Raw genomic sequence first — 25,853 nt, forward strand, 5'->3', positions numbered from 1 at the left:
CCTCAGACCGTATAATCCCGATCTTTCCGGCTTGTAAGAAAAACTACACCCCGCTGTAGGCTTACACGAAGTCATCCGCACAGGCCTGCCGAGTCGGGCCGCCATACAGGTGCCTCCATGGATTTCAACCCGCTCGACCTTATCCTGCATCTCGACGTTTACCTCGATTTGCTGGTGAACAACTATGGGCCATGGATCTACGCCATCCTGTTTCTGGTGATTTTCTGTGAAACCGGTCTGGTCGTGATGCCTTTCCTGCCGGGTGATTCACTGTTGTTCATCGCCGGTGCAGTTGCCGCTGGCGGCGGCATGGATCCGGTGCTGTTGGGCGGACTGCTGATGCTCGCGGCCATCCTGGGCGACAGCACCAACTACGTGATCGGACGAACGGCCGGAGAAAAACTGTTCAGCAACCCGAACTCGAAAATCTTCCGTCGCGATTACCTGCAAAAAACCCACGATTTCTATGACAAACACGGCGGCAAGACCGTAACGCTGGCGCGCTTCCTGCCGATCATCCGTACCTTTGCGCCGTTCGTCGCCGGCGTAGCGAAGATGCCATACCCGCGCTTCTTCGGTTTCAGCGTGCTGGGCACCATCCTCTGGGTCGGCGGTCTGGTCACGCTGGGCTACTTCTTCGGCAACGTACCGTTCATCAAGAAAAACCTGTCGTTGTTGGTAGTGGCGATCATTCTGTTGTCGCTGGTGCCGATGATCCTCGGTGTGGTTCGCAGCCGTTTCGGCGGCACCAAAGCGCAATCGCACTAAGCCGATGTGGTCGCTGAGCGCCTGGCGTCGCCGGCGCATTCTGGCGAAGTACCCGATTGCCGACGACATGTGGCAACGGGTGCGCCATCAATTGAGTTTTCTTGATGGCATCAGCGCTGCCGAAGATCAGTGGCTGCGCGAAGCCTGCGTGCTGTTCCTCGACGACAAACACTTGAGCGCCCTGCCCGGCGTCGAACTGCATCAGGAACAACGCCTGTTGCTCGCCGCCCAGGCGCAATTGCCGCTGCTGCACCTCGGCGATCTGAATTGGTATCAGGGTTTCCACGAGATCGTGCTCTACCCCGACGACTTTCTCAGCCCGCAACGTCATCGCGACGCCAGCGGTGTCGAGCATGAGTGGGACGGCGAACACAGCGGCGAAGCCTGGCAGCAGGGGCCGATCATCCTCGCCTGGCCCGGCGTCATGGCCAGTGGTGGCTGGGAAGGCTATAACCTGGTGATCCACGAACTGGCGCATAAACTCGACATGCTCAACGGCGACGCCAACGGCCTGCCGCCGCTGCACACCGACATGCGCGTCAGCGACTGGGCCGAGGTGATGCAACACGCCTACGACGACCTCAACCGCCAGCTCGACCATGACCCGGACGCCGAAACCGCCATCGATCCCTACGCCGCCGAGAACCCGGCGGAGTTCTTTGCGGTCACCAGCGAGTATTTCTTCAGCGCCCCGGATCTGCTGCATGAGGCTTATCCACAGGTGTATGCGCAGTTACAGCTTTTCTACCGTCAGGATCCGTTGAGCCGGTTGCGGCAACTTCAGGCCACAGACCCGGTCTATCAGGCGCACGACTAAGCTCTGCACGACTTTCGGTACATGGCGTCGACGGCAGAATATGCCTATAATCGCCGCCACTTTTTGGTCAATCCGGCCAAGTGTTTTTGGTCAACTACGGGGGCAACGCCCAATGAGCTACAGCAAGATTCCGGCTGGCAAAGACCTGCCGAACGACATCTACGTCGCGATCGAGATCCCGGCCAACCACGCGCCGATCAAATACGAAATCGACAAAGACAGCGATTGCCTGTTCGTTGACCGTTTCATGGCCACCCCAATGTTCTACCCGGCCAACTACGGTTACATCCCGAACACCCTGGCTGACGACGGTGATCCCCTCGACGTGCTGGTTGTGACCCCTTACCCGGTTGCTCCAGGCTCGGTGATCCGCGCGCGTCCAGTCGGCATCCTGAACATGACCGACGACGGCGGCGGCGATGCCAAAGTTATCGCGGTACCACACGACAAGCTGTCCCAGCTGTACGTCGATGTGAAGGAATACACCGACCTGCCGCCACTGCTGATCCAGCAGATCGAGCACTTCTTCGCGAACTACAAAGATCTCGAAAAAGGCAAATGGGTCAAGATCGAAGGCTGGGCCGGTGCTGACGCCGCCCGCGAAGCGATCACCAAGTCGGTTGCCGCCTACAAAGGCTAAGCACCTGCGCTACGCGTGATGCTTGAAGAAAACCCCGGTTGATCCGGGGTTTTTTGTGCTCGGGGAAAAGCCGCCTTAAACATAGTGTTTATGACGGACTACAGAAAAGTTTTATCTTGTGTAATTTCCCACAAGAACGTCTTACATCCCGTCGCAAAATTCAGTCCGTTTTTGAACGCCCGGTTTATTCAAACCGCTCTGGCACGGCCGTAGACTCCGTGTTTATGAGAAAGAACACTAGCGGTCCAAGATTCAAGGCACTCCTGGAAGCAGCGAACATCTCCACGACGGGTTTCGCAAAGTTCTGGGGCACGGAAGCCCAAAATGTCCACAACTGGTACACCCGGGGCGTCCCGGCGTATCGCATGGAAGAAGTCTCACGCCTGCTGTCCGTCAACAGCGAATGGCTGAAAACCGGCGAAGGCATAAAAGAAGCGCCGAGCCTGAATCAGCCTGCCAGCAATGGCGACAGCTTTGATGCCCACGACCCCCAAGGCGCCTATCGATTCATCCATCCCAACGACATCGAACTGGCCTTCTTCAAAGAAACACCACTGAGCAACGGCTCCGACAAAACCCACGTCATTCAGGATCAGGATCTCTCCATCCGGCTGCTGCGCGCGCCCCTTGATCAACTGGAAATCCGCCCCGCCGATGCTATCTGTGCGCACATGATCGGCAACAGCATGGCCGAACGCATCGAAGACGGCTCCATCGTCGCCATCGATCGCGGCCTGACTCAAGTGGTGGACGGCGAGATCTATGCCATCGAACACGACGGCATGCTGCGCATCAAATACCTGCACCGTATGCCTGGCAACGGCCTGCGCCTGCGCAGCCACAACAGCGCCGAATACCCGGACGAAGTGTTTCGCCCGGCACAGATCGAGGAGCAACGGATTCATATATTGGGCTGGGTGTTCTGGTGGTCGACGGTAAGCAAGCGCCGGCCGGTGGTGCCGTTTCTCTGACTTGATGCGGTTTTCGAGTTTGCACTGAACCCTGTGGGAGCGAGCCTGCTCGCGAAGAGGCCCGGACATTCGGTACAAATCCCGGATTTCTGACGCAGAAGTCGCTCTAAACCGCACTTCAGACTGGGAATCCCAAGCAAAACTCAGTATCCTGCGCCCCACATTTGCGCATCGACCCGCCCTGCGGCCCAGACAGCGCCCGACGCGGCAGACCAACGTCTGACCAAGTCCCACAGCCGGACGCAGATCCGGATGTACGTTTTGAAGGCTGGCAAGGCTTACCAAAAATAGGCCAAGCCGGTCCCCGAGAAGCCGGCCACAAGCCGGCTTTTTAATGCCTGAAAGAAATAGCGGATAGTCCGAGTTCTGCTGACCCACTCATCTGTGCAGGAACATCTCGCCCCCTCACGGATAACTGAACGACTTCACCAACGTCAGTTCCCCCACCGCGCGCATCGGGATCAAAAACGTCTCCATCTTCTCGCTCGGCGTCCCTTCTTCAGTAATCACCGTCACCTGCGCTGTGGTCAGCGCCTGCACCGCTTCATCGCCGCCCTCATCATCCCCGCGATACCCACCGCCGTAGTAATTCACATACACCAGATACTGGCCCTTGATCGGAGCAGGCATGGCGAAGATTTCCGGGCCGTAGCCGGTGGTGACGTCGACGTCGAGCGCGGCGCCGTTGGCGGCGCTGCGGTTGCCGTACCAGATGTGCGCGCCGTCGGGGGTGACGAGGTGCAGGTCGAGGTCGGTGCCGTCGCTGTCCCACGCCAGCAGTACGCGCAGTTTGGCCGGGGTGGCGCCGCCGCTGGTGTTGAGGAATTGCGTGCGGTGGCGTTGTTGGCCGTCAGGGCTGCGCACTTCGACGCTGTTACTGCCGTTGGGGAACGAGAACGGGCGGTCGAAGCGGCCGCTGTCGTCGATTTTCAGCGGCATGCTCACGCCATTGACGATCAGGCGGCCGGGTTCGTTGTCCTTCCGCGCCGCTTTGATCTCGCCGCTGATGCGTGCGGTATTGGCCTGGCCAATCGGGGTGTTGACCGAGGAGGCCGGGTAGTTAACGGTCTGGCGGAAGCTTTCGCCCTCGCCTTCAGGTGCGCCGCTGCGCCAGCCGCCGACTGGGGTGTCGAGTTTGACGCCGTCGGCAGCGATGGCCGGCGAGAGCGCAGTCAAGGTGCAGAGCAGCAGCAAGACCTGTGGATAACGGAGTGTCATGGTCTATTCCAGCAAAAGATGACGGGCGAGCCCTTCGATGTAGGTTTCATCCTGGCCGTTGGGATGTGCTTCAAAGGCCAGGTGCAGATATTCGTGGGTCAGGTCGAGGCGATCCTGCAGAGTCAGCACGCCGCGCACGTAGATACGTTGGCGTTCGCGGTCGACGAAGGGCCTGCCGAACGCCAGTTTGCACACGGCGAAAGTGCTGACTTCGTTGTAGCCGGTTTCGCTCTCCAGTTTCGGGCGCCAGCCGCGTCGTTGTTTCTGCAGCCAGTCTTGGGCTGCGGGCAATGCTTCGCAGGAGGCGACCGGATTGTCCCAACGGCTGAGGCTGGCACGCGGGTAGGCGTGGAGCAAAATCGCGTCGTAGCGTTGACCGGCATTGGCTTGCTCGACGGCTTGTTGCCAGGCGAGTTTGTCCGGGCCGGGTTGATCGGAGTGATAGGTGACGGTGCTACCAGCCAGCACGAGGTCTGCCGTCCATGCGGCGATGTTGCGGGATTCGGCCGAGGCTGGACGCGGGGCGACACGCTGGCGATTGCTGCTGTCATCGATGTTCAGGCAATCGCCGTTGCGCGTGGCGTTTTGCAGCAGATAGGTGCGGATTGCCACGGCCAGTGCTTTGGCCGCTTCGGCGGGTTCGGGTTTGGCTTCGCGCTCCAGCACGCGGGCGACGTACTCTTCGCGATCAAGCCTTGCGACGAGTTTGTCGTTGAGCAGAAACAGTTCGCCATCGCTGTGGATATCCAGCGCGTTGCCGTTGGCGAACTCGACGCGGTAGTCGCCCTGCAACGGGCCGGATGTCACGCGGCGATCACCCGCTAAGACCTTCGAAACTGGGTACTTCGAAAACAGGCTGACTTCGACACAACGCCCCGCCTCCGCCGGCCAGGCTGCCGGCAACACGGTCGCCAATGCTTGGCCGTAATGCCGCAAGACCATCTGACTGGTGCCTCGCCCACCCGCCCATACCGGCGCGCCGTCCGCCGTCCAGCCAGCAAACCCACCCTGCCGCGACTGCGGATCCTGATCGCCAAGCCAGCTCCAGGTTTTCACCCGCAAGCGCCCGCCCAGTTCACCAACGACATTGCCGTCCGCCGCGTTCAGCACCACGTCGAGTAGCACTCGACGCGCCTGATCCTGCGCCGGTAGCGAGGCCAGGACCTTCAGCAAATCAGCCACGGAAACCCGTTGAGCCGGTTGCACCGACGGCAAATCCAGCAACCACGACGGCGCCCGCCGCGCCTGCCAATACGTGCGCCATTCGGCAGAAGAAATGCCCAACCGCGCAGGCTCAAAATACAACCCGCAGGATTTCACCAACGCCTGATCACGCTCGATCCTGCCACCCGCCGAGCAGCAATAAACCTCTTCCTTCGACTGCCCGCGACATTCATACGCAGGCTCACGCGCACTGGTGTCCACCAGCCACGCGTAGACAAACAACTTCCACAGACTGCCCAGCGGCGTATCCAGCGATGACGGCAACGGTTCACGCTTGATCAGTTGCGTCTGACTCAACGACAACAACTCGCCCTTATAGGCCACGCGCAACGGCTCATCCTGCGCCGTCGCCAGCGCAGGCATCACACACATCAGCAGCCACAGCAGCGGCCGGCTCATGTCAGTTGACCGTGACCTGACCGAGGGCGGCTTTCGCTTCCTGGGCCTGATGCTGCGGTGCGTAGACCTGCTTGAAACGCACCGGCGGCAAGTTGAACTGGCCCTTCTGCGAGAAGCGCACCAGATGGCGCAGGCGCAACTCGCCACTCAGCGCATCCACCGGCACGGCGTAAGCCAGTTGGCCCGGTTCGAAGCGCGCCTTCTCCAGCGCAGCCGGTTCGGTGCCGTCCTTGCCCTGCAACTTGATGCCCCACGTCGTGCGTTCGACATCGGCACCCGGTGGCAGCGGCACTTCGAGCATGCCGTAGCGCAGTGGTTTCGGCGCTTTGCTGGTGAGGATCACTTCGTCCAGATACAGGCTGTCGCTGGACAGCGGCTTGCTGCCGACCGGCTCCAGTTTGAAGGTGAACGCCTCATCGCCCGGCACCAGTCGCGACAGGCGCCGGGTGATGGTCACGGCCATCGGATCGGCCGCCGGCTGCTGAGTCTGGAAGCTCAGCGCCGCGCGCAGCGGACGCTCTTGCGTACCGGACACCGTCAACACGCTCGGCACCGGAGTGGCGCCTTGCCAAGTCCAGTACATCTCACCGGTTGCACCGTAGTTTTTCTTCCAGCCTTCACCCGGTGTCAGGGCAATGGTCGGCGAAGCCTGGGCGATGCTGCGTTGCAGCCAGGTCAGCGCCAGCGCACGTTCGAGGGTCGATTGCTGCGGCAACAGTCGTTGCAACAGCGCTTGCGCACGCGCCTGATCAAACGGTTGCAACGACAGGTTCAGCGCTTCGGCAAACGGCTGCGAGCTGACCGAAAGAAGCTGTTGTGCAGCGCCCACCTGACGATTGAACGCGTCCGGCAAGGCGACTTTCGACTGCGTGGCCAAAGAGGCGGTCAACACCCGCGCCGCCGCCAGTCCGAGCGCCGAATCCGGATCGCTCATCACCAGACTGTCTTCGCCATCGTCCATCAGCGTTTCTGCATTGCCTTCACCGGCCTTGGCCAGATCGTCCATCAAGCCGCTAAGCAGCGTGTTCACCGGCAAATGCATCTGCTTGGCGAACGACAGAATCAGCGCCCGTTGCAGTAATGGCGTGTTCGGCGCTTGCTTGGCGTACACCTCCAGCACTCGCTGCCAGTGCTCCGGCGGCAAGGTCAGTTCCAGCACTTGGCTGGCGTTAAAGTCAGCGTAATAGGCGTAGGCAGTAAGGAACGCATCCGGCTCACCCTCGTAACCCCACCAGGTGAAACTCGCCGATGGCCCGGCCATTTGCACCAGACGCAGACGGCTGTTCTGCATGATCAGACGCAAGCGATCACGGATCTGCGGATTCGACGCGAGCGACGGATAAGCAATGCTCAGCGGCAGCAAACGACTGGCGGTCTGCTCGACGCCGCCGTACGGATAACTCAGCAGATCATCGAGTGCCGAGCGGAACAACGCTTGCGGACTGTCATCCAGACGCAGACGAATATCGGTGGCATCGGTTGGCAGACTCAGCGCAGTGTCGCCGCTGGCGACATCAAGGCTTTGCGTCTGCGTCACTTGCCAGCCATCACCGGTCGCACTCAGGCGCACGGCCAGAGAGTCGGCGGTTTTGCCGTCCTGCACCAGCTCCGCCGTCCACTCGCCAGAAGCCAATGTGAACGCCGGCAGCGGCAGGTAATTGATGCCGTTGTTCAGGGTCACCGGCAGGCGTTGTTCGATGCCAGCGTAGTGAGTGACCAGTTCAGCCTTGACCGGTTTCTCGGCCTGACTGAACGCGAACACGCCGAGTTGCGGCTGATCGCCCTTGCGGAATTTGCTCGGCCCGCTCCACTTCAGGTACAGCGGTTTTTCCGAACGCACGAACTGTTTCTTTTGTCCGACCTGACCGTCATCGGCGATGGCGCGGGCGGTAATGCGCCAGCGGGTCAGCGAGTCCGGCATCTTGAAAGTGAAGCGGGTTTTGCCGTCGGCACCGGTCAACAACTCCGGTTGCCACGCAGCGGTGTCGACGTCTTCACGACGCGGACGCTCCAGCACTTTCACCCCACGCTCGCTGCGATTGGCTTTGCCCGGCGCACCGGGGCTACCCGGCAGCGCGACGTCGTAACTGATGAACGACAGGCTCGCACTGGTGCGCACGTTGTTACGGCGCGGGTGATAGAAGAACTGGTCGATGGTCGGCGCGACTTCCGGTTGCAGCGCGTAGACCATTTCGTCGACGACGCTGACGGTCAGATGCGCCGGCACCGCTTTGCCGGCGAACTGCGTAGTCAGGTCAACCGTGACCGTATCGCCCGGCAGATACACCGCTTTGTCAGTGCTGATCGCCACGTCGATTTGCGGCGCGACCACTTTGATCCCGGCGTTCTGGAAGCTGTACTGACCGCCCTTGGTGTAGAGCACGGAGAAGGTCAGGTTCGGCGCGAAGTTGTCCTTCACCGGGATGCGTGCGCGGTATTGGGTGTCGCTGAGTTTCTCCAGCTTCAACCAGTCGCCGCCCTTGGCCAGCAGCGCGGTGGCTTCGACCTTGTCGCGCTCCAGCGACAGCAAGGCATCGCTGACCGGCTCAGGAAAAGTGATCAGCGCCAGCGCTTCATCACCGGCCTTGTACTCAGCCTTGTCGAGGACAATTTCCACAGTACCCGGCACCGCTTTCACACCGTCACCAGTGACCGAATGCCCGGTGGCACCGAGTACGCGACCGTGTTGATCTTTCAGGGTCAGGTTGTAGGTACCTGGACGATCGAAAGCCAGACTGAAGCCTTTATCCGTCGCCGCAAGTTTGCCTTCGCCCGTGCTCTGGTCTTCCAGACGCACCCAGCCATAAGTGCTCGGTATTACCGCTTTGCTTTGCTCGGTGCCGCCCTCGTTGGCGTAGCTGAACGCAACCTTATCGCCGACTGCACTGAAGCGTTGCGGCGCGCTCAGACGGAAACTCGCCGCGCCACGGTCGATGAGGATTTCCTTGGTGGTCTTGACCCGATACGCCGCGCCATCGCTGGCGAACACGGTGAGCATGTAGCGGCTCGGTTTGTCGGCAGCCGGCAGGTCGAGGGTCGCGTTACCTTTGCTGTCGGTGGTCAGTTCGGTGCTGGTCAGTTCCACCGGGAATTGCCCGAGGTATTGCAGCTCATTGTCGACCATCGACAGTTGCTGGGCACGCAGGCTCAGGCTCAGCTTGGCGTTGGCCACCGGTTTGCCGTCCGGGTAGAGCAACACCAGATTGCCTTTGACCGGTTCGCCGGTGCGGTAATCCTGCTTGGCCAGATTCAGTGAGATTTCGAAGTGCGGTTTGATGTATTCCGCCACACGGAAGGCGCTGCTGTAGGCCTGTTCCTTATAGTTGAAACGAATCTCGTAACCCCCCGCCACCGCGTTGTCCGGCAACTGGAAACGGCCCTGAGTACCGGCCTTCGAATCGAGTTTCAGGTCGAGGTGTTGCAACTCGGTACCGGTGGCATCGAGCACGCTGACCGTGACATCCGCTGCACCCGGCAACACCGAATCCCGCGCATTCTTGAACTCGCGACCAACGATTTTCAACGACACCCAATCGCCCGGGCGATACAGCGGCCGATCGGTGAAGGCATACAGTTTGGTGTCGTAGATTTCGCTGTCGTAATAGAAGTTTTCCGAGACGAATACACCGCCCTCTTCGTCCTCGCCGATGACGAACGAACGCTCCGGACTGACGTGTTTCAGGCGCAGCAAGCCATCGGCATCAGTGGCACCACTGCTCATCACGCCGAGGCCATCCGTCCACAGCACATTGACCTTCGGCACCGAACTGCCTTCGTGTTTGCGCGCCGCCCAGACCAGCAATTCATCGCCGGCAATCTTGCTCACCGCCACAGTGTTGGAGACGAAAACCATGGTGGTCGCGCGGTATTTACCGATCAGCGCTTCGACCAGATACAGACCCGGTTTCAGATTACCCAACGGGATATAAACGTTACCCGGCGCGACACTGACGAAGTCGCTCGAAGAACCTGCGAGATTGACCCCGGCCGGCGGCTGAATCGGCTTGGCCTGCCACAACGGATAACGGAACTGGCTGACCACCGGCAGACCCGGAATCAGCGCAAATTGCGGCTGCGCGTCGTACGGAGTAGGCGCGACCATGGCGTTGCCCATCTTCAGTTCCGGTACTTCTTCGGTGACCTGTTTACGCGATTCGTAGGAGAACGCGCGCTGCATCACCCGACGGGATTTGCGGTACCAGTTATCCCATAAGTACGCGAGGGTGTTGGACAGGCCTTCGCCCTTGAACTGACCGTCGCTGACCACGCGGTGCAGGTTTTTCTGGCGTTTGAGGAAATCCAGCGGCTTGTCGATGCGATACACGCGAATGTCGGCGCCGCCGTACGGTTCCATGCGAAAACGGCGATAGTCACGGCCCGGCGCTTCGAGGCGCACCATTGCCTGTTCATCGGCAGCAAAACTGCTGTCGGCGAGCAGGAAGAAGCTTTCACCGGACACCGGCGTGTAGCCGCTCGGCTCGACCGAATCTTCGGCGCTGACGGTAGCCACTGGCAGCAACAACGCCAGCAGCAAAGGAATTCGGGAGCAAAGTCGCAACATGCGGGCACCGGTCATTGGGAGAGAAAGTTCAGTCGATAGACGCCGATGAAGTTGGGGTTGGCTGCGTCGGGTATCCATCGAGTGTCCTTCCATGTCATGAGTTGCTGCAGGCTTGCCGAACGCATGCCGTTGTCAGTCGGGGTGGTGGTGCCGGTGTGATAGGCGATGTAGCGGCCCATCCAGATCATCAGGTGCTGGTCGTCGCCCTGATCGAAAAACATCAGATCACCGGGCCGCGCCTGCGACACGTCGCGACTGACCAGATGGCTGTTGAACTGAATCAGTTTGATCGCGTTGACGTACGGCCCGACCTTGCCGCCGCCCTGCTGCCATTGCTGGGCAAGCTTGCGTTGCTCATCGCTCAGCGAAAGCTCGGGCGGCAGGTAGCGATTGGACAGGCCATTGCTGCGCAGCCATTTGTCGTCGTGGACTTTCAGCGCTTCGTTGGCGGCAAAACGTACCAGCCCGGCACAATCCTGCTGATACCAGCGCGGGCTCGGGCCCTGGCTGAGTTGCTCTTGGGCGATGCGCACAAACCAGGCGCGAAACACCTGGGATTGCGCCGGATCCAGAGCTGGTGTTTCAACGGCTCGGGCACCCGCACTCAATAGCAGCGCAAGCAGGCCGAGGCTGCGGATCAGTGTCGTCACAGCGCTTTCCACTCCAGCGGCAGCCACTGCCAGTGGCCGTCAGGCTCGCTGCCTTCAGGCAAAGTCAGGGCATATTTGCCGTAGCCGCCGAGGGTGCGCAGTTTCGGGATCAGATAGGTTTGCGCGGCGTTGTAGAACACCGGCTCCATGTCCTGCGGCAGGCTGTCGAGGGTTTCCTGCTGCATCAGTTGCGCCATCGAATCCGGGCCGAAATAGATCGGCATCAGCACATCTTTCGGCAGAACGTCGGCCATTGGCGGGAAGCGCTTATCGAGGGTGCCGAGCGCCTTGTCGACCAGTTTGTCGTCGAGGGAAAACAGCAGCGTCGAGCCGTGACGGGCAAGACTGACTTTCATGAATGCCTTGCCGGAAATCGCGTCCGGGTTTTCGGCAGTCTTCGCTGCATACGGGCCGAAGTTGGAACTGACCTGACGCTGCCAGACGTGGCTCTGGCCTTCCTGTTTCTCGACCACCGGGAACACGTTTTCGTCGACGTTGGCCTCGAACGCGCCGACCATCGAGCCAAAAAGTTTGCCGAGGTCGACATCGAGTTTACTGCTGTCTTCATCTTTCAGGCTGGCCACCAGCAACGGCGTGTACAACCGCGAATCGGCGTACCAGCACAGGCCCGCCGCGCCGGCCACATGTTCGGTGAGGGTTTGCGCCACGGCTTCTTCAGCGCCGAGTTTTACCAGCAGTGGTTTTTGCGGTTCGGCGGCGACCGGCAAGGTTACGCAGGCACTGGCGCCGAGTGGCATGGCTTGCCAGACTGGTTTGAAATCGAAGTCGGGCTGGTTTTCCAGTTCGTCCATGGCCAAGTAGCTGTGCCAGCCCTTGTCGTCCATGTCGAAGCGCAGCCCGGCGAAGTTCGGGATGAAGCGCTGATAGCCCATGGCGAGAACGCTGGAGTTGACCGATAGGCGTTGCTTGGTTTCCGGAGTTTTCGCCGGCAGGCCGAAGGCTTCAGGGAACAGTTTTTCGCCATTGAGCAGCGCCGCCAGCGCTTGTGGCGAAACGTGGCCCGACTCTTCGGAGACGCCACTTTCCGGGTCGTAATACTTGGCCGGGTTGGACAGCACCACCAGTTTGTCGCCGTGGGAGGCGAACAACAGGGCTTTGCTGGCGTTATAGGTCAATTGGTACAGCGGCACGCTATCGCCGCCGACCTTGAGTTCGCCCATCTGGCTGAGCTGAGTGTCATCCAGCGCTACTTTCGCCAGCGGCTCCAGCAGTTTCGCCAGCCCACCACGATCCATCACCAACAGAAAATCCTTCAAGCGACCATCGGCACCACGCCACAGCGCAACATCGGCCGGTTGATCGAAAAGCTGCTCGATCAGGCTGTCCTGCAACTTCAGATCATGCTCGTAGATGATCCGGCGCAGACTGCCGATCAAGCCGAGGCGATCAGCATGAGTCTCGTAATAGAAGACGAAATCCTCGGTGAGCGTGGCCTTGAGGAACGGCACGGTCAGCAAGTCCTTGGGCAACTGGCTCAGCGAGCGGGTTTCCAGCAACGCATCCGGACGGCTCAGGCCAAGCTTGTCACTGGCCAATTCCGCCGGCGGCGCCTTGGGCTTGAGCAGCAGCCAGCCAAAACCACCCGCCACGCCGGCCACCAGGCACAACCCGGCCAGCAGCAAGGGCCAGCGCCGCGAAGGTTTGGCCGCTGGCGTGTCGGCAGCCGGAGTAACAGTGTTATCGCTCATCTTCACAAACCCAGTTTCATCCGTGACGGGATGCTTAATAGTTGAAAGTCTTGACCAGCAGCAGATCACCGATCGCCCGCAGGGGCACGATGAACGTTTCGCGTTTTTCGTCGACAGTGTTTTCGTTGAGCACCAGCGTGATTTGCGAGGTGATCACCTCGTTCTGGTTGCTGGTCTCCTCGAAGTTATAGCCGCCGTTGCCGAAGTTGCCCCAATAGTTGACGTAAACCAGGTAGGTGCCGTGCAGCGGCGCGGTCATGGTGAACATTTCCGGGCCGGGGCCATCGACGCCATCCGGGTCGAGACCGCCGCCATTGTTCAACGCCGGACGCGCCCAGAACGCATGCTGACCGTCGGGCGTGACAATGTGCAGATCGAGCTCGGCTTTCGGATCGTCCCATCCCAAGACAAGACGAATACGCGCCGGCGTGCGCAAATTGTTTGCTTCATAAAATTGCACACGCTTGAGCGACTGGCCCTCGGCGCTGATCACTTCGACGCTGTTGGAGCCCGCGCCGAACGCGTACGGCCGGGCGAAACGGCCCTGGTCGTCGGTGTACAGATTCAGTGGATTGCCGTTCACCGCGAGACTGTGCGGCGGGCGCATATGGCCGATGGCTTTGAGCTGGCCCTGGATCATCGTGCGATTGCGCTGGATGCCGCGATCGATCGGCGGCGTCGGGTAGGCGACTTGCGGGTTTTCCGTGCGATCAAGCAAGCCGTGATAGCGCCAGCCGCCCACCGGTTCCGACAACTCAGCGCTCGGCGCCGCCAGCAGCGCGGGTGCGCAGGCCAGGCCGATCAGCAGCCAAAGAAATGAACGCATGTGATGCCTCCTGCCATGCCTGAACGAAACCTTGCACCCGATCCTCGGTACTTCACAGCGGTGAAAACTGCGTTTCGTCTGAAAGACCCGTGACTATGGGGTCGTAGAAGGCGCGAAGATTAGCCATTTGGCGGTTTTTTAACAATCGGATACATGTGCTTTTGCTGTAGGAAACTTGCACAGTCGACAGGCGTGAGCCGAATAGGAAAATTATTCGGCTCACAAAATGAGCCGAATAAGCCTCACCTCTCCTTAATCACTACAAATCCTGTCGCGACGGAGCTTGCTACCTCGCCACAGGATTAAGGGTCAGCCGCAGCCTGCTCATTTGCCCATACCCCCCCTATCTGCTAGTGTCGCGCCGGTTTAACGTCAACCGGAAATCGCCGCCATGGCCCGCAAAAAAGCTGCACTGGATTTCGAACAGTCCCTCGCCGACCTGCAAACACTGGTCGAGCGTCTGGAGAACGGTGAATTGTCGCTGGAAGACTCGCTGACCGCTTTCGAGCAGGGCATCGGTCTGACCCGTGACTGCCAGGCAGCGCTGGCGCAGGCCGAGCAGAAGGTGCAAGTGCTGCTGGAGCGCGATGGCGAACTCGCCGAGGAACCCTTCGACGCGGAACAGCCAGAATGATCGCGGCGTACACGGCGACCAGTCAGACCCGGGTTAACGCAGCGCTGGAAACCCTGTTCAACGCGCCTTTGCCGGAGTTGGCGCGGCTTTACGAAGCCATGCGCTACAGCGTGATGAACGGCGGCAAACGCGTGCGCCCGCTGCTGGCTTACGCTGCGTGCGAAGCGCTCGGCGGCAAGGCTGAGCAAGCCAACGGTGCGGCTTGCGCGGTCGAGCTGATCCACGCTTATTCGCTGGTTCACGATGATTTGCCGGCGATGGACGACGACGATCTGCGTCGCGGCCAGCCGACCACTCACAAAAAATTCGATGAAGCCTGCGCGATTCTCGCCGGTGACGGTTTGCAGAGTCTGGCCTTCAGCGCCCTGCTCGACCCGCGCCTGAGCGATTGCAGCAGTGACATCCGCTTGCAAATGGTCACCGCGCTGGCTAACGCCGCCGGCCCGGCAGGCATGGTCGGCGGTCAAGCCATCGACCTCGGTTCGGTCGGCCTCAAACTCGATCAGAAAGCCCTCGAACAGATGCACCGGCACAAGACCGGCGCACTGATCGAAGTCAGCGTCAAACTCGGTGCTCTGGCCAGCGGCCGCGCCGAGCCGGATGAACTGCGCGCCCTGCAGACTTATGCACAGGCCATTGGCCTCGCTTTCCAGGTGCAGGACGACATCCTCGACGTCGAAAGCGATACCGAAACCCTGGGTAAACGCCAGGGCGCCGACATCGCCCGCGACAAACCGACCTACCCGGCGCTGCTCGGTCTCGACGCTGCCAAGGCTTATGCGCTGGAACTGCGCGATCAGGCCCTGCACGCCCTGCGACCGTTTGACGCGGTCGCCGAGCCGTTGCGCGAGCTGGCCCGGTACATCGTCGAGCGGCGCAACTGACGGCGTATCCGCCAAAAAAGACCAACGCGTGGGCAGGGGGCGATGCATCAGGTAAACTGCCGCATCTTTTATACCTATAACGATTCGCCTGATGCCCACGACGTTTCATGAGATTCCCCGCAAGCGCCCGACCACGCCCCTGCTCGACCGCGCGAATACGCCGGACGGCCTGCGCCGGTTAGGCGAAGCCGAGCTGGAAACCCTGGCCGATGAGTTGCGCCTGGAATTGCTCTACACGGTCGGTCAGACCGGTGGGCATTTCGGTGCCGGCCTGGGCGTGATCGAGCTGACCATCGCGTTGCATTACGTCTTCGACACGCCGGACGACCGTCTGCTGTGGGACGTCGGGCATCAGGCGTATCCGCACAAGATCCTCACCGGTCGCCGCGAGCGCATGGGCACCCTGCGCCAGAAGGACGGCATCGCCGCTTTCCCGCGTCGCTCCGAGAGCGAGTACGACACTTTTGGCGTCGGCCACTCCAGCACCTCGATCAGCGCAGCGCTGGGCATGGCCATTGCCGCCCGCCTGCAAGACAGTGATCGCAAGGCGATTGCGGTGATCGGCGACGGCGCGCTGACCGCCGGTATGGCCTTCGAGGCGCTGAACCATGCGCCGGAAGTGAACGCCAACATGCTGGTGATCCTCAACGACAACGACATGTCGATCTCGCGCAATGTCGGCGGTCTGTCGAATTATCTGGCGAAGATCCTCTCCAGCCGCACCTACGCGAGCATGCGTGAGGGCAGCAAGAAAGTCCTGTCGCGCCTGCCCGGCGCCTGGGAAATCGCTCGTCGCACCGAAGAATACGCCAAGGGCATGCTGGTCCCCGGCACCCTGTTCGAAGAGCTGGGCTGGAACTACATCGGCCCGATCGACGGCCACGACTTGCCAACGCTGATCGCCACGCTGCGCAACATGCGCGATCTCAAAGGCCCGCAGTTCCTGCACATCGTCACCAAGAAAGGCAAAGGTTTCGCCCCGGCGGAAGTCGACCCGATTGGTTACCACGCGATCACCAAACTCGAACCACTCGATGCCCCGGCCGCTGTGCCGAAAAAGGCCAGCGGGCCGAAGTATTCGGCAGTGTTCGGCGAGTGGCTGTGCGACATGGCCGCTGCCGATCCACGCCTGGTCGGGATCACCCCGGCGATGAAGGAAGGCTCGGACCTGGTGGCGTTCAGCGAACGCTTCCCGCTGCGCTACTTCGACGTGGCGATTGCCGAGCAACATGCGGTGACGTTCGCCGCCGGTATGGCCTGCGAAGGCGCGAAACCGGTGGTGGCGATCTATTCGACATTCCTCCAGCGCGGTTACGACCAGTTAGTGCATGACGTCGCGGTGCAAAACCTCGATGTGTTGTTCGCCATCGATCGTGCCGGTCTGGTCGGCGAAGACGGCCCGACCCACGCCGGCAGCTTCGATCTGTCGTACCTGCGCTGCATCCCGGGCATGGTCATCATGACCCCGAGCGATGAAAACGAACTGCGCAAGATGCTCACCACCGGCCACCTCTACAACGGCCCGGCGGCGGTGCGTTACCCGCGTGGCAATGGTCCGAATGCGACCATTGAGAAAGACCTTGAGCCGATCGAAATCGGCAAGGGCATCGTCCGTCGTCAGGGCAGCAAAGTCGCCTTGCTGGTGTTCGGTGTGCAACTGTCCGAAGCGCTGAAAGTCGCTGAAAAACTCGATGCCACCGTGGTCGACATGCGTTTCGTCAAACCGCTCGACGAAAAGCTGGTGCGCGAGATTGCCGACAGCCACGAATTGCTGGTGACCATCGAAGAGAACGCGATCATGGGCGGCGCCGGTGGCGCGGTCAGCGAGTTCCTCGCGCGGGAGAACATCCTCAAGTCGATGCTGCATCTGGGCTTGCCGGATATCTACGTTGAGCACGCCAAGCCTGCGCAAATGCTGGCCGAGTGCGGGCTGGATGAGGCCGGGATCGAAGCGTCGATTCGTGAGCGTCTGGCCTTACTCGACAAATAAACGCAATACCCTTGTGGGAGCGAGCCTGCTCGCGAATGCGGACTGTCAGTCAAATCAGGACTGACTGATACACCGCATTCGCGAGCAGGCTCGCTCCCACATTTGATTTGTGTACACCTGAAACACCAGTGGACCGTCCATGAAACTCTCGCGCCTCGCCCTGCCCTTCTTCCTGCTGCCATCCGTGAACGCGCTCGCCGATACCTTCGAGCGTGATCAAGCACTGAAACTGCCAGACATGCTGATCTCAGCCAACCGCCAGGTCGAAGCCCGAAACGACAGCAGCGCCGCCAACACGGTATTCACCCGCGAAGACATCGACCGCCTGCAACCGAGCGACGTGCCTGATCTGCTGCGCCGCGTCCCTGGCGTGCAAGTGGCGCAGGCCGGCGGGCGCGGCAGCCTGCCGGGGATCTACATTCGCGGCACGCAGTCGGCGCAGAGTCTGGTGCTGGTCGATGGCCAGCGCATCGGCAGTTCAACGTCCGGCGACAGCAACCTGCAGCATCTGAATATCGAACAGATCGAGCGCGTGGAAGTACTGCGCGGTTCGCGTTCGGTGATTTACGGCAGCGATGCGATTGGCGGGGTGATTCAGATCTTCACCCGACGCGGCACTGAGCAGGGTTTGCAGCCCCGCATGCACTTGGGGTTCGGCAACAATCAGACCTGGGAGCGCAGCCTTGGCCTGTCCGGAGGCGATGACAAGACCCGCTTCAATCTCGGCGCCAGCCTCGATGAGACCGCCGGAATCGACCGTACCCATGAGTCGTACCCAAGCGATGGCGATCACGATGCCTACCGCAATAAATCCGTCAGCCTGAGCCTCAGCCATGCGCTGACCGATGACATCGAAATCGGTGCCAATCTGCTGGATAGCCGTGGCAAGAGCGAGTTTGACAACCCGTTCGGCCGCTTCGACATGAATACATTCGAATCGGTCCAGCAGCAGCCCTACAGCGATTTCAACGTCAGCAGCGTCAGCAGTTACGTCGATGCCCGGGTCAACGAAATCTGGAAAACCCGCGTCGAGTTCGGCCATACCGAGAACCGCGAGAAGACCTTCGACAAGCTCAGCGACGAACGCACGGTGTTCAACACCTACCGCGACTCGGTGAACTGGCAGAACGACCTGACACTGGACGCACGCAACAGCCTGATCCTCGGCGGCGACTGGTACGAAGACCGCGTCAACAGCAGCACCGCATTCGACGAAGACAGTCGCTGGAACCGCGCCGCATTCATCCAGCATCGTTATCAGGCCGACAGTTTCTCCACGGAGCTGGGTCTGCGCCATGACGATAACCAGCAATTCGGTAGCCAGAACACCTGGAGCGGCACGTTCACTTTGCCGCTGAACCCGGACAACGATCTGTTGCTGAGCTACAGCGAAGGCTTCCGCGCGCCGACCTTCAACGACCTGTACTACCCGGACTTCAGCAACCCGGATCTGAAACCGGAAACCTCGAAAAGCTACGAGCTGCAATGGCGCAGCCAGTTGAGCGACAGCAGCCGCCTGGAAGCGTCGATTTATCGCACCGACCTGGAAGACGCGATCATCTTCGGCAGCAATTCACGCCCGGAGAACGTCGCGTCGGCGCGGATCAACGGTTTTGAAGCAGCGCTGAAACAGGAAGTGTTCGGCTGGCAGAGCAATCTTGGCGTTTCGATCATCGATCCGCGTGATCGTGATACCGGGCACACCTTGGCCCGGCGTGCGCGGCGCACGTTGAGTTGGGATCTCGATCGACAGTTTGACCAGGTCAGCCTCGGTGCCAGTTGGCAGGCGGTCAGCAGCAGTTATGACGACAAGGACAATACGCAGGCGCTGGGTGGCTATGCGCTGTTCGGCTTGCGCAGCAGTTGGGCACTGAATCGCGAGATCAAGCTGGATCTGAAGGTCGATAACATTTTCGACAAGAGCTACAGCCGGGCGAACTACAGCTATGACGGCAGCCAGTACGGCTATCGCGAGGAAGGTCGGGTGTGGATGTTCGGCGTCACCTGGACGCCAGAGCTTTGATCTGAGCTTTGCAGTGCTTTGGCTGCCCTCTTCGCGAGCAGGCTCGCTCCCACAGTAGATTGAGCACAACCACACATTTTGTGCCCGCCAGAGAACCAATGTGGGAGCGAGCCTGCTCGCGAAGAAGTCACCACGGTTTCAGTGGGCCGGCGCGATCAATTGGCAGAGCTTGGCGGTGGCGCTGATCATCTGGCCGCTTGGGCGTTCGAGGCCTTTGTCGGTGACCAACAGTAATTTCCCCTGTTTCACCGCTGCCACCTGCGGCCACGCCTTCCACGCATCAAGTTGCGCCTGATCCCCCGCCAGAATCACCTCAGGATCACGCTGCAAAACCGCCTCGATACTCACCTGCGGCGCCGGTAGACTCAGGTCAGCGAACACATTGCGCGCCCCGCACACTTCCAGCGCATCGCTGATGATCTGCCCGCCACCGACGGTGTACAGCGGCTTGTCCCACACCTGATAGAAAACCCGCAACGGCACATCGCGGCGATAGCGCTGGCGCAGCTCAACCAGTTGTTTGCGCAACTCCCCCGCCCGCTTCACCCCACGCTCCGGCCGCCCCAACTGCGCAGCAATGGCTTCTATCTGGGTGGTGAGTTGTTCGAGGGAATGCGGTTCGGCGACGAAGGTCGGGATACCCAGACGTTTCAATTGATCACGTTGCGCAGGGCCGACACTCCCGGGCCACAGCAACAACAAATCAGGCTGGAGGCTCAGCAGCTGTTCCATATCGAGTTGGCCATAGCGACCGACTGACGGAACGCTGGCAATCGCCGCCGGCCGCTCTCCGGCATCCAGCACACCGACCAACAGATCAGCCGAATCCAGTTCAACGACGATTTCAGAAAGGGACGGCGCGAGGCTGACCACCCGCAGGCTCGCCAGCACCGGAGCCGAGACGGCCAGCAGCAGAAGCGCCAGCCACAGACGGCGCATCAGCCGAGTTGACGCGGGATACGGTATAGATAAAACAGCACTGCCGTGGACAACGCCAGCAGCATCAACGGTACGGCTTCAAGACCGACAAACACCGCCAGTGCGCCAATCCACGCCGGCAAGGCTGCCGCGAGAAAAGCCGCACGACGACGGGATGCGAGGGCAATCCACGCTTCAGGTTCATCCGGGGTATCGAGGGCTTTTTGCGTGGCGATCAGCGCATGTTTATAACGGCCAAAAAACTTCAGGCTGACAAACATCGATGCAACGCCGGCAATAAAGAACGGCATCGCCAGTACTGGCAGAATCCCTTTGCCCTGACCAAACAACGCGTTGAGCACGAACAACGGCACCAGCGCCAGCGCGAGGTATTTCCACCAATCGACCGACAATCGGCGCCGCACCTGACCGCGAGTCACGCGCGATCGACCTCGCCCTGATGCTCGTTGCCCATCATGTGGTCAAGCTTGCTGGCCTTGGTCGCCAGGTAGAGCTTGTTGTGCGGGTTGTGCCCGGTGTGCAGCGGCACGCGTTCGGCGACGGTGATGCCCATGTCAGTCAAGGCTTTGACCTTGCGCGGGTTATTGGTCATCAGGCGCAGGGACTTCACGCCCAGATGCTCGAGCATCGGCAGGCACATGGCGTAGTCGCGCTGGTCGGCGGCAAAGCCCAGACGCTCGTTGGCTTCAACGGTGTCAGCGCCGCCGTCCTGCAGTTCGTAAGCACGGATCTTGTTCAGCAGACCGATGCCGCGACCTTCCTGACGCAGGTAGAGCAACACGCCTCGGCCTTCTCGGGCGATGGCTTTGAGGGCGCCTTCGAGTTGCGAGCCGCAGTCGCAGCGCTGGCTGAACAAGGCGTCGCCGGTCAGGCATTCGGAGTGCAAACGGCCGAGAACCGGGGCGCCGTCGGCAATTTCACCCAGGCTCAGCACGACGTGCTCGCGGCCGGTGGCTTCATCGAGAAAACCGTGCATGGTGAATTGCGCAAAAGGCGTTGGCAGCTTGGAAGCGGCGACAAAGACGACAGGCACCGGTGTGCTCCTGATCTAAAGAGTCTGAAAATTCGCAGGCCGGCATTGTAACAGCAGGTTCCTGCAGACGCTTAGGCTGAATTATCGGGCATAACGATCAAAAAGTTTGATAACAACTGAGTTGCCTCGCTCCCACAGGGGTAAGTGATCAGTTCGAGTTGAACGGATACGGCTGCTGCCACTTCTCGAAGATTGGCTTCAACTCGCCGCTCTTCACCAGTTGCTCCATACGCTGGTCATACAGCGCCATCAGCGCTCGCGCCTGTGGCGTGTCGGCAAACCCGAGAAACAGCGGCAGCTCGGCCAAGTGTGAATAGCGATACAGCGCCGGATCTGCTGCGGTTTTGACCACCGCTTCAATCTCGGTCAGCGCATCGATGTAGTAATCCGCCCGCCCCTGCTTGAGCATCGACAAAATGCCGGTACGCCGTTGGATCTGATTGTAACGCTTGATATTCGGCAGGTAGTTTTCGTAGCGATAACCGCGCACCCAAGCCAACCGATACTTGCCCAGCGTCGCCTCGGTGGGCGATGGATTGCTCGCCAGCCCCAATGCATAGATGTGGTCGGAATCGAAGTTCCAGTGCGGATACAGCACCTGCTCGGCCTCGTCGCGGTAGGAGCCAACCAGCGCGTCGACTTCCTTTAACTGCACCAGCCCGACCGAACGGGTGTAAGGCACGCTGCGGATATCCAGCTTGACCCCGGCCGGTTCGAACACCTTGCGCAACACGTCCCAACCGAGGCCATGGCCATCGGCGGCGGTGTAGTCTTCCCAGTCTTCGCTGGCCAGATGGATGACCGTCGGCGTCGGCGCAGCTTCCTGCGCACCGGCCACGGTACTCAGCAAAGCCAAAACCATTAACGCCAACCAGCGTCGAGCCATCCCTAGTCCCTCACTTGACTCTGATATCCCTTGGAATCAGGCGAAAACCCACACCAGACCCTGCATCGCCAGCCAGGCGAACACACCGGCCAGTACGTCGTCGAGCATGATGCCGACGCCGCCATGCACATGTCGGTCGATCCAGCGAATCGGCCACGGCTTGAGAATGTCGAAGAAACGGAATACGAGGAAACCCGCGAGCAACCAGTACCAGCCTTCCGGCACCAGCCACAGGGTGATCCACATCCCGACCATTTCGTCCCAGACGATGCCTTCGTGGTCGTGTACCCGCAGATCGTCGGCGACTTTGCCGCACAGCCAGAAGCCGAACAGCATGGTGATCCCGAGCATCAGCCAGTAACCCCAGTCGGGCAACATCTGCCACAACGGGATAAAAGGTAGTGCAACTAACGAACCCCACGTGCCCGGGGCTTTCGGCAGGGTGCCGGAGCCAAAGCCGAACGCGAGGAAATGCCAAGGATTGCGCCAGACCGACGGCGGAACGAATTCGGCCGGAACCTGTTTCGGGTGATCTGTCACGGTGTCTCCTGAAAATGTTGATAGCCCCGGATTTGCGGGGTGATGTCGTGCCCTTCGCGATCCAGCAGAATCACGCCCTGACCTTCCGCCACACGACCGATCACATGGATCGGCCAGCCATTGGCCAGCAGCGGCGGCAGCTCAACGGACGGCAGGGTGAACGCCAGCACATAATCATCGCCACCGCTCAGCGCTGCACGCTCGGCGCCGCGCTGACCGAGAAACGCCACTAATGCATCCGACAGCGGTACGCGCTCGCGTTCAATCTCAAGCTGCACCTTCGATGCCAGTGCGATGTGGCCACAGTCGGCGAGCAGGCCATCGGAGATATCCAGCGCCGACGTGGCTTTGCCACGCAGGGCCTGGCCGAGGGCAAGTTGCGGTTGTGGCGACCAGTAATGATCGAGCAGCGGTTGGGCGACCTCTGGCTCGGCGTCACGTTGCCCCAGCACCAGCGGCAAGGCACCGGCAGCATTGCCCAGTTCACCACCGACACAGAGCAAGTCGCCCGGTTGCGCGCCACTGCGAGTCAATGCCTGACCCGTAGGCACGCGACCAAACACAGTCACCGTCAGACTCAACGGCCCACGCGTGGTATCGCCGCCGACCAGCGCAACGCCGCAGCTCTGCGCCATGCGGTTCAAACCGTGGGCATAGGCTTGCAGCCAATCGGCGGTCACCGTCGGTACAGTCAGGGCAAGGGTAAAGGCAACGGGCGTGGCGCCCATGGCGGCCAGATCGCTGACCGCGACGGCCAGCGAGCGCTGACCGAGCAGAAACGGATCGCAGGGGTCGGCGAAATGCACACCGGCCACCAGCGTATCGGTGGAGATCGCCAACTGTTCCCCGGAAGGAACAGCGAGCAAGGCGCAGTCGTCGCCGATCCCCAGAGCAACGCCTTCGCCGCCCTGCGCACAGGGCGCGGCGGCGAAGAAATTGCGGATCAGCTCAAACTCGCCCATTGAAGTATCAAGCGCGTTTCAGCGCTTGAACGCCTTCACTTCAGCTTCACGCAGGCGCGGGGCCAGCTTGTCGAGCACACCGTTGACGAACTTGTGGCCGTCGGTCGAACCGAAGACTTTCGCCAGCTCGATACCTTCGTTGATCACCACGCGGTACGGCACGTCGACGCGCTTGAGCAGTTCCCAGGTCGACAGGCGCAGAACGGCCAGTTCAACCGGGTCCAGCTCTTCGATCGCCAGATCCAGGCAAGGCGTCAGGGCGGTGTCGATTTCGGTCTTGAACTGCGGAACCCCGTGGAGGATTTCGCGGAAGTATGCACCGTCGACATCGGTGAAATCGTTATCAACGCGAAACTGCGCTTCGATCTCGTTCAGCGATTGCTTGGCCATGTGCCACTGGTACAGCGCTTGAGTCGCGAGCTGACGTGCTTCGCGACGCTTGACGCTTTTCGAGGGCTTGCCGGCATCCGCAGGTTTTGGATCGCGCGGGTTGAAACGATCGCTTTCGTCGCTAATCACTTGGCCTCCAACTGTGCCAGCAGGCTGACCATTTCCAGAGCGGACAGGGCAGCTTCGGCACCTTTGTTACCGGCCTTGGTGCCGGAACGTTCGATGGCTTGCTCGATGGAATCAACGGTCAGGACGCCGAAAGCAACCGGAACGCCGAACTCCATGGAGACCTGGGCCAGACCCTTGGTGCACTCGCCTGCCACATATTCGAAGTGCGGAGTACCGCCACGAATGACCGCGCCGAGGGCGATGATGGCTGCGAATTCACCTTTCTGGGCGACTTTCTGCGCTACCAGCGGGATTTCGAAGGCGCCAGGTGCGCGGATGATGGTGATGTCGCTTTCGCTCACGCCGTGGCGAACCAGGGCATCAACTGCACCGCTGACCAGGCTTTCAACCACGAAGCTGTTGAAACGGCCCACTACCAAAGCGTAGCGGCCTTTAGGGGCGATGAAGGTACCTTCGATGGTCTTCAGGGTCATTCGTCAGTTCTCTTAAAGAGCCGGGACGCGTCTGCTACGCGTCCCTCAGTGATTTATTTGCCGCGAATTGGCGTCCGGAAACAACCGGTCATTATTCGGAGGGCACGTATTCTACAACTTCCAGATCGAAACCGGATATCGCATTAAATTTCATTGGCGCAGACATCAGGCGCATTTTGCGCACACCAAGGTCACGCAGGATCTGCGAACCGGCACCGACGATGCTGTAGGTGGTCGGTTTTTTCGGCGCGGCCTGATCAGCGGTTTCGCGGATGTGCGCCAGCAGCACGTCGCCGTCAAGCGGGTGACCGAGCAACAGCACCACACCGCTGCCCGCCTCGGCAACCGCAGCCATGGCGGCGCGCAGGCTCCAGCGGCCCGGTTGCTTGACCATCAACAGGTCGCGCAGCGGATCCATGTTGTGTACGCGAACCAGGGTTGGTTCTTCGGCGCAAACAGTGCCCAACGTGAGGGCCATGTGCACGTCGCCTTCCACCGAATCACGATAGGTCACCAGGTTGAATTGGCCCAGTTCGCTGTCCAGTGGCTGCTCGGCAATCCGCTGAACGGTACGTTCGTGGATCATCCGGTAGTGAATCAGGTCGGCGATGGTGCCGATCTTGATGTTGTGCTCGGCAGCAAAAGCTTCCAGCTCAGCACGACGGGACATGGTGCCGTCGTCGTTCATCACTTCGCAGATCACGCCACTTGGCTCGAAACCGGCCATGCGCGCGAGGTCGCAAGCGGCTTCGGTGTGGCCAGCACGAGCGAGGGTGCCGCCGGCCTGCGCCATCAGCGGGAAGATGTGGCCCGGGCTGACGATGTCTTCAGCCTTGGCGTCCTTGGCGGCCGCCGCTTGCACGGTGCGCGCACGGTCAGCGGCAGAGATGCCGGTGGTCACGCCTTCGGCGGCTTCGATCGAGACGGTGAACTTGGTGCCGAAACCGGACCCGTTGCGCGGTGCCATCAGTGGCAGCTTCAACAGTTCGCAGCGCTCGCGGCTCATCGGCATGCAGATCAGGCCACGGGCGTGTTTGGCCATGAAGTTGATGTGTTCGGCCTGGCAGCATTCGGCGGCCATGATCAGGTCGCCTTCGTTCTCGCGGTCTTCGTCATCCATGAGGATGACCATCTTGCCTTGGCGGATGTCTTCAACCAGTTCTTCGATGCTATTGAGCGCCACAAGG

Annotated in this window: 23 protein-coding genes; 8 read left to right on the plus strand and 15 right to left on the minus strand. The window is 60.7% G+C overall.

What is annotated here, in order from left to right; genetic code table 11:
- The first annotated feature begins 117 nt into the window (after positions 1-117).
- The 4 genes from HU718_RS26950 to HU718_RS26965 all read left to right on the plus strand — a co-directional run bounded on the left by HU718_RS26950 (position 118) and on the right by HU718_RS26965 (position 3,196).
- Positions 118-768, plus strand: a complete 651-nt coding sequence (locus HU718_RS26950; protein WP_007910892.1) for a DedA family protein — start codon at positions 118-120, stop codon at positions 766-768.
- A gap of 4 nt (positions 769-772) precedes the next feature.
- A complete protein-coding gene (locus HU718_RS26955; protein ID WP_186614110.1) occupies positions 773-1,585 on the plus strand; it encodes a M90 family metallopeptidase in 813 nt (270 codons plus the stop codon).
- A gap of 112 nt (positions 1,586-1,697) precedes the next feature.
- On the plus strand, positions 1,698-2,225 hold the full coding sequence (ppa, locus tag HU718_RS26960; protein ID WP_003205933.1) for an inorganic diphosphatase: 528 nt from the start codon (positions 1,698-1,700) through the stop codon (positions 2,223-2,225).
- Between the two features lie 224 nt (positions 2,226-2,449).
- The gene (locus tag HU718_RS26965) at positions 2,450-3,196 is read left to right on the plus strand and encodes a S24 family peptidase (protein WP_102899876.1); all 747 of its coding nucleotides are present in this window, start codon (positions 2,450-2,452) and stop codon (positions 3,194-3,196) included.
- A gap of 405 nt (positions 3,197-3,601) precedes the next feature.
- Here HU718_RS26965 and HU718_RS26970 read toward each other — a convergent pair whose 3' ends face one another.
- The 6 genes from HU718_RS26970 to HU718_RS26995 are packed head-to-tail and all read right to left on the minus strand — an operon-like array spanning position 3,602 to position 13,783.
- Positions 3,602-4,414 carry a YfaP family protein gene (locus tag HU718_RS26970; protein ID WP_186614112.1) on the minus strand — a complete coding sequence of 271 codons (813 nt, stop codon included), beginning with the start codon at positions 4,412-4,414 and terminating at the stop codon, positions 3,602-3,604.
- Between the two features lie 3 nt (positions 4,415-4,417).
- Positions 4,418-6,037, minus strand: a complete 1,620-nt coding sequence (locus HU718_RS26975) for a DUF2300 domain-containing protein (RefSeq protein ID WP_186614114.1) — start codon at positions 6,035-6,037, stop codon at positions 4,418-4,420.
- Between the two features lies 1 nt (position 6,038).
- Positions 6,039-10,613 carry an alpha-2-macroglobulin family protein gene (locus tag HU718_RS26980; protein ID WP_186614116.1) on the minus strand — a complete coding sequence of 1,525 codons (4,575 nt, stop codon included), beginning with the start codon at positions 10,611-10,613 and terminating at the stop codon, positions 6,039-6,041.
- The gene (locus HU718_RS26985) at positions 10,610-11,248 is read right to left on the minus strand and encodes a DUF1175 domain-containing protein (protein WP_127929933.1); all 639 of its coding nucleotides are present in this window, start codon (positions 11,246-11,248) and stop codon (positions 10,610-10,612) included. The genes HU718_RS26980 and HU718_RS26985 overlap by 4 nt, the downstream gene beginning before the upstream one ends.
- Positions 11,245-12,957: a DUF2138 domain-containing protein gene (locus tag HU718_RS26990; RefSeq protein ID WP_186614118.1), complete on the minus strand. Its 1,713-nt coding sequence runs from the start codon at positions 12,955-12,957 to the stop codon at positions 11,245-11,247. Before HU718_RS26990 ends, HU718_RS26985 begins: the two co-directional genes overlap by 4 nt.
- Positions 12,958-12,991: 34 nt before the next feature.
- Positions 12,992-13,783 (minus strand): YfaP family protein, encoded by a 792-nt coding sequence (locus HU718_RS26995; protein ID WP_095122138.1) that lies wholly within the window; start codon positions 13,781-13,783, stop codon positions 12,992-12,994.
- A 391-nt stretch (positions 13,784-14,174) separates the two neighbouring features.
- Between HU718_RS26995 and HU718_RS27000 the strand changes: the two genes are divergently transcribed.
- The 4 genes from HU718_RS27000 to HU718_RS27015 all read left to right on the plus strand — a co-directional run bounded on the left by HU718_RS27000 (position 14,175) and on the right by HU718_RS27015 (position 19,314).
- Positions 14,175-14,417, plus strand: a complete 243-nt coding sequence (locus tag HU718_RS27000) for an exodeoxyribonuclease VII small subunit (RefSeq protein WP_003228627.1) — start codon at positions 14,175-14,177, stop codon at positions 14,415-14,417.
- Complete coding sequence (ispA, locus tag HU718_RS27005) at positions 14,414-15,301, plus strand: (2E,6E)-farnesyl diphosphate synthase (RefSeq protein WP_186614120.1); 888 nt, start codon at positions 14,414-14,416, stop codon at positions 15,299-15,301. Before HU718_RS27000 ends, ispA begins: the two co-directional genes overlap by 4 nt.
- Positions 15,302-15,392: 91 nt before the next feature.
- Positions 15,393-17,291 carry a 1-deoxy-D-xylulose-5-phosphate synthase gene (gene dxs, locus HU718_RS27010; RefSeq protein WP_186614122.1) on the plus strand — a complete coding sequence of 633 codons (1,899 nt, stop codon included), beginning with the start codon at positions 15,393-15,395 and terminating at the stop codon, positions 17,289-17,291.
- Positions 17,292-17,430: 139 nt separating this feature from the next.
- On the plus strand, positions 17,431-19,314 hold the full coding sequence (locus HU718_RS27015) for a TonB-dependent receptor domain-containing protein (protein ID WP_186614124.1): 1,884 nt from the start codon (positions 17,431-17,433) through the stop codon (positions 19,312-19,314).
- 138 nt (positions 19,315-19,452) lie between these two features.
- Here HU718_RS27015 and HU718_RS27020 read toward each other — a convergent pair whose 3' ends face one another.
- The 9 genes from HU718_RS27020 to ribBA form a co-directional block, all read right to left on the minus strand.
- Complete coding sequence (locus tag HU718_RS27020; RefSeq protein WP_186614126.1) at positions 19,453-20,253, minus strand: cobalamin-binding protein; 801 nt, start codon at positions 20,251-20,253, stop codon at positions 19,453-19,455.
- Complete coding sequence (locus HU718_RS27025) at positions 20,253-20,672, minus strand: MFS transporter (RefSeq protein WP_186614128.1); 420 nt, start codon at positions 20,670-20,672, stop codon at positions 20,253-20,255. Before HU718_RS27025 ends, HU718_RS27020 begins: the two co-directional genes overlap by 1 nt.
- Positions 20,669-21,286 carry a GTP cyclohydrolase II gene (gene ribA, locus HU718_RS27030; protein WP_016984117.1) on the minus strand — a complete coding sequence of 206 codons (618 nt, stop codon included), beginning with the start codon at positions 21,284-21,286 and terminating at the stop codon, positions 20,669-20,671. The genes HU718_RS27025 and ribA overlap by 4 nt, the downstream gene beginning before the upstream one ends.
- Before the next feature lie 148 nt (positions 21,287-21,434).
- A complete protein-coding gene (locus HU718_RS27035; protein ID WP_186614130.1) occupies positions 21,435-22,172 on the minus strand; it encodes a substrate-binding periplasmic protein in 738 nt (245 codons plus the stop codon).
- A gap of 36 nt (positions 22,173-22,208) precedes the next feature.
- Positions 22,209-22,712, minus strand: coding sequence for a phosphatidylglycerophosphatase A family protein (locus HU718_RS27040; RefSeq protein WP_011336134.1), 504 nt, complete (start codon positions 22,710-22,712; stop codon positions 22,209-22,211).
- Entirely contained in the window at positions 22,709-23,674 is a 966-nt protein-coding gene (thiL, locus tag HU718_RS27045) for a thiamine-phosphate kinase (RefSeq protein WP_095122153.1), read from the minus strand. The genes HU718_RS27040 and thiL overlap by 4 nt, the downstream gene beginning before the upstream one ends.
- Positions 23,675-23,692: 18 nt before the next feature.
- Positions 23,693-24,193: a transcription antitermination factor NusB gene (gene nusB / locus HU718_RS27050; protein WP_039761889.1), complete on the minus strand. Its 501-nt coding sequence runs from the start codon at positions 24,191-24,193 to the stop codon at positions 23,693-23,695.
- On the minus strand, positions 24,190-24,666 hold the full coding sequence (gene ribH / locus HU718_RS27055) for a 6,7-dimethyl-8-ribityllumazine synthase (protein WP_003228649.1): 477 nt from the start codon (positions 24,664-24,666) through the stop codon (positions 24,190-24,192). Before ribH ends, nusB begins: the two co-directional genes overlap by 4 nt.
- A gap of 91 nt (positions 24,667-24,757) precedes the next feature.
- On the minus strand, positions 24,758-25,849 hold the full coding sequence (gene ribBA, locus HU718_RS27060) for a bifunctional 3,4-dihydroxy-2-butanone-4-phosphate synthase/GTP cyclohydrolase II (RefSeq protein WP_150706795.1): 1,092 nt from the start codon (positions 25,847-25,849) through the stop codon (positions 24,758-24,760).
- Between the last annotated feature and the right edge of the window lie 4 nt (positions 25,850-25,853).

Source organism: Pseudomonas tensinigenes (assembly GCF_014268445.2).
Classification (GTDB): Bacteria; Pseudomonadota; Gammaproteobacteria; order Pseudomonadales; family Pseudomonadaceae; genus Aquipseudomonas; species Aquipseudomonas tensinigenes.

Excerpts from the sequence above, each read along its gene's own strand:
- HU718_RS27035 (WP_186614130.1), bottom strand. The coding sequence starts at position 22,172 with ATGGCTCGACGCTGGTTGGCGTTAATGGTTTTGGCTTTGCTGAGTACC.
- HU718_RS26965 (WP_102899876.1), top strand. The coding sequence starts at position 2,450 with ATGAGAAAGAACACTAGCGGTCCAAGATTCAAGGCACTCCTGGAAGCA.
- HU718_RS26995 (WP_095122138.1), bottom strand. The coding sequence starts at position 13,783 with ATGCGTTCATTTCTTTGGCTGCTGATCGGCCTGGCCTGCGCACCCGCG.
- HU718_RS26975 (WP_186614114.1), bottom strand. The coding sequence starts at position 6,037 with ATGAGCCGGCCGCTGCTGTGGCTGCTGATGTGTGTGATGCCTGCGCTG.
- HU718_RS26980 (WP_186614116.1), bottom strand. The coding sequence starts at position 10,613 with ATGACCGGTGCCCGCATGTTGCGACTTTGCTCCCGAATTCCTTTGCTG.
- HU718_RS26955 (WP_186614110.1), top strand. The coding sequence starts at position 773 with ATGTGGTCGCTGAGCGCCTGGCGTCGCCGGCGCATTCTGGCGAAGTAC.
- HU718_RS27000 (WP_003228627.1), top strand. The coding sequence starts at position 14,175 with ATGGCCCGCAAAAAAGCTGCACTGGATTTCGAACAGTCCCTCGCCGAC.
- HU718_RS26970 (WP_186614112.1), bottom strand. The coding sequence starts at position 4,414 with ATGACACTCCGTTATCCACAGGTCTTGCTGCTGCTCTGCACCTTGACT.
- thiL (WP_095122153.1), bottom strand. The coding sequence starts at position 23,674 with ATGGGCGAGTTTGAGCTGATCCGCAATTTCTTCGCCGCCGCGCCCTGT.
- HU718_RS27015 (WP_186614124.1), top strand. The coding sequence starts at position 17,431 with ATGAAACTCTCGCGCCTCGCCCTGCCCTTCTTCCTGCTGCCATCCGTG.
- HU718_RS26950 (WP_007910892.1), top strand. The coding sequence starts at position 118 with ATGGATTTCAACCCGCTCGACCTTATCCTGCATCTCGACGTTTACCTC.
- HU718_RS27020 (WP_186614126.1), bottom strand. The coding sequence starts at position 20,253 with ATGCGCCGTCTGTGGCTGGCGCTTCTGCTGCTGGCCGTCTCGGCTCCG.
- ispA (WP_186614120.1), top strand. The coding sequence starts at position 14,414 with ATGATCGCGGCGTACACGGCGACCAGTCAGACCCGGGTTAACGCAGCG.
- HU718_RS26990 (WP_186614118.1), bottom strand. The coding sequence starts at position 12,957 with ATGAGCGATAACACTGTTACTCCGGCTGCCGACACGCCAGCGGCCAAA.
- ppa (WP_003205933.1), top strand. The coding sequence starts at position 1,698 with ATGAGCTACAGCAAGATTCCGGCTGGCAAAGACCTGCCGAACGACATC.
- ribH (WP_003228649.1), bottom strand. The coding sequence starts at position 24,666 with ATGACCCTGAAGACCATCGAAGGTACCTTCATCGCCCCTAAAGGCCGC.
- dxs (WP_186614122.1), top strand. The coding sequence starts at position 15,393 with ATGCCCACGACGTTTCATGAGATTCCCCGCAAGCGCCCGACCACGCCC.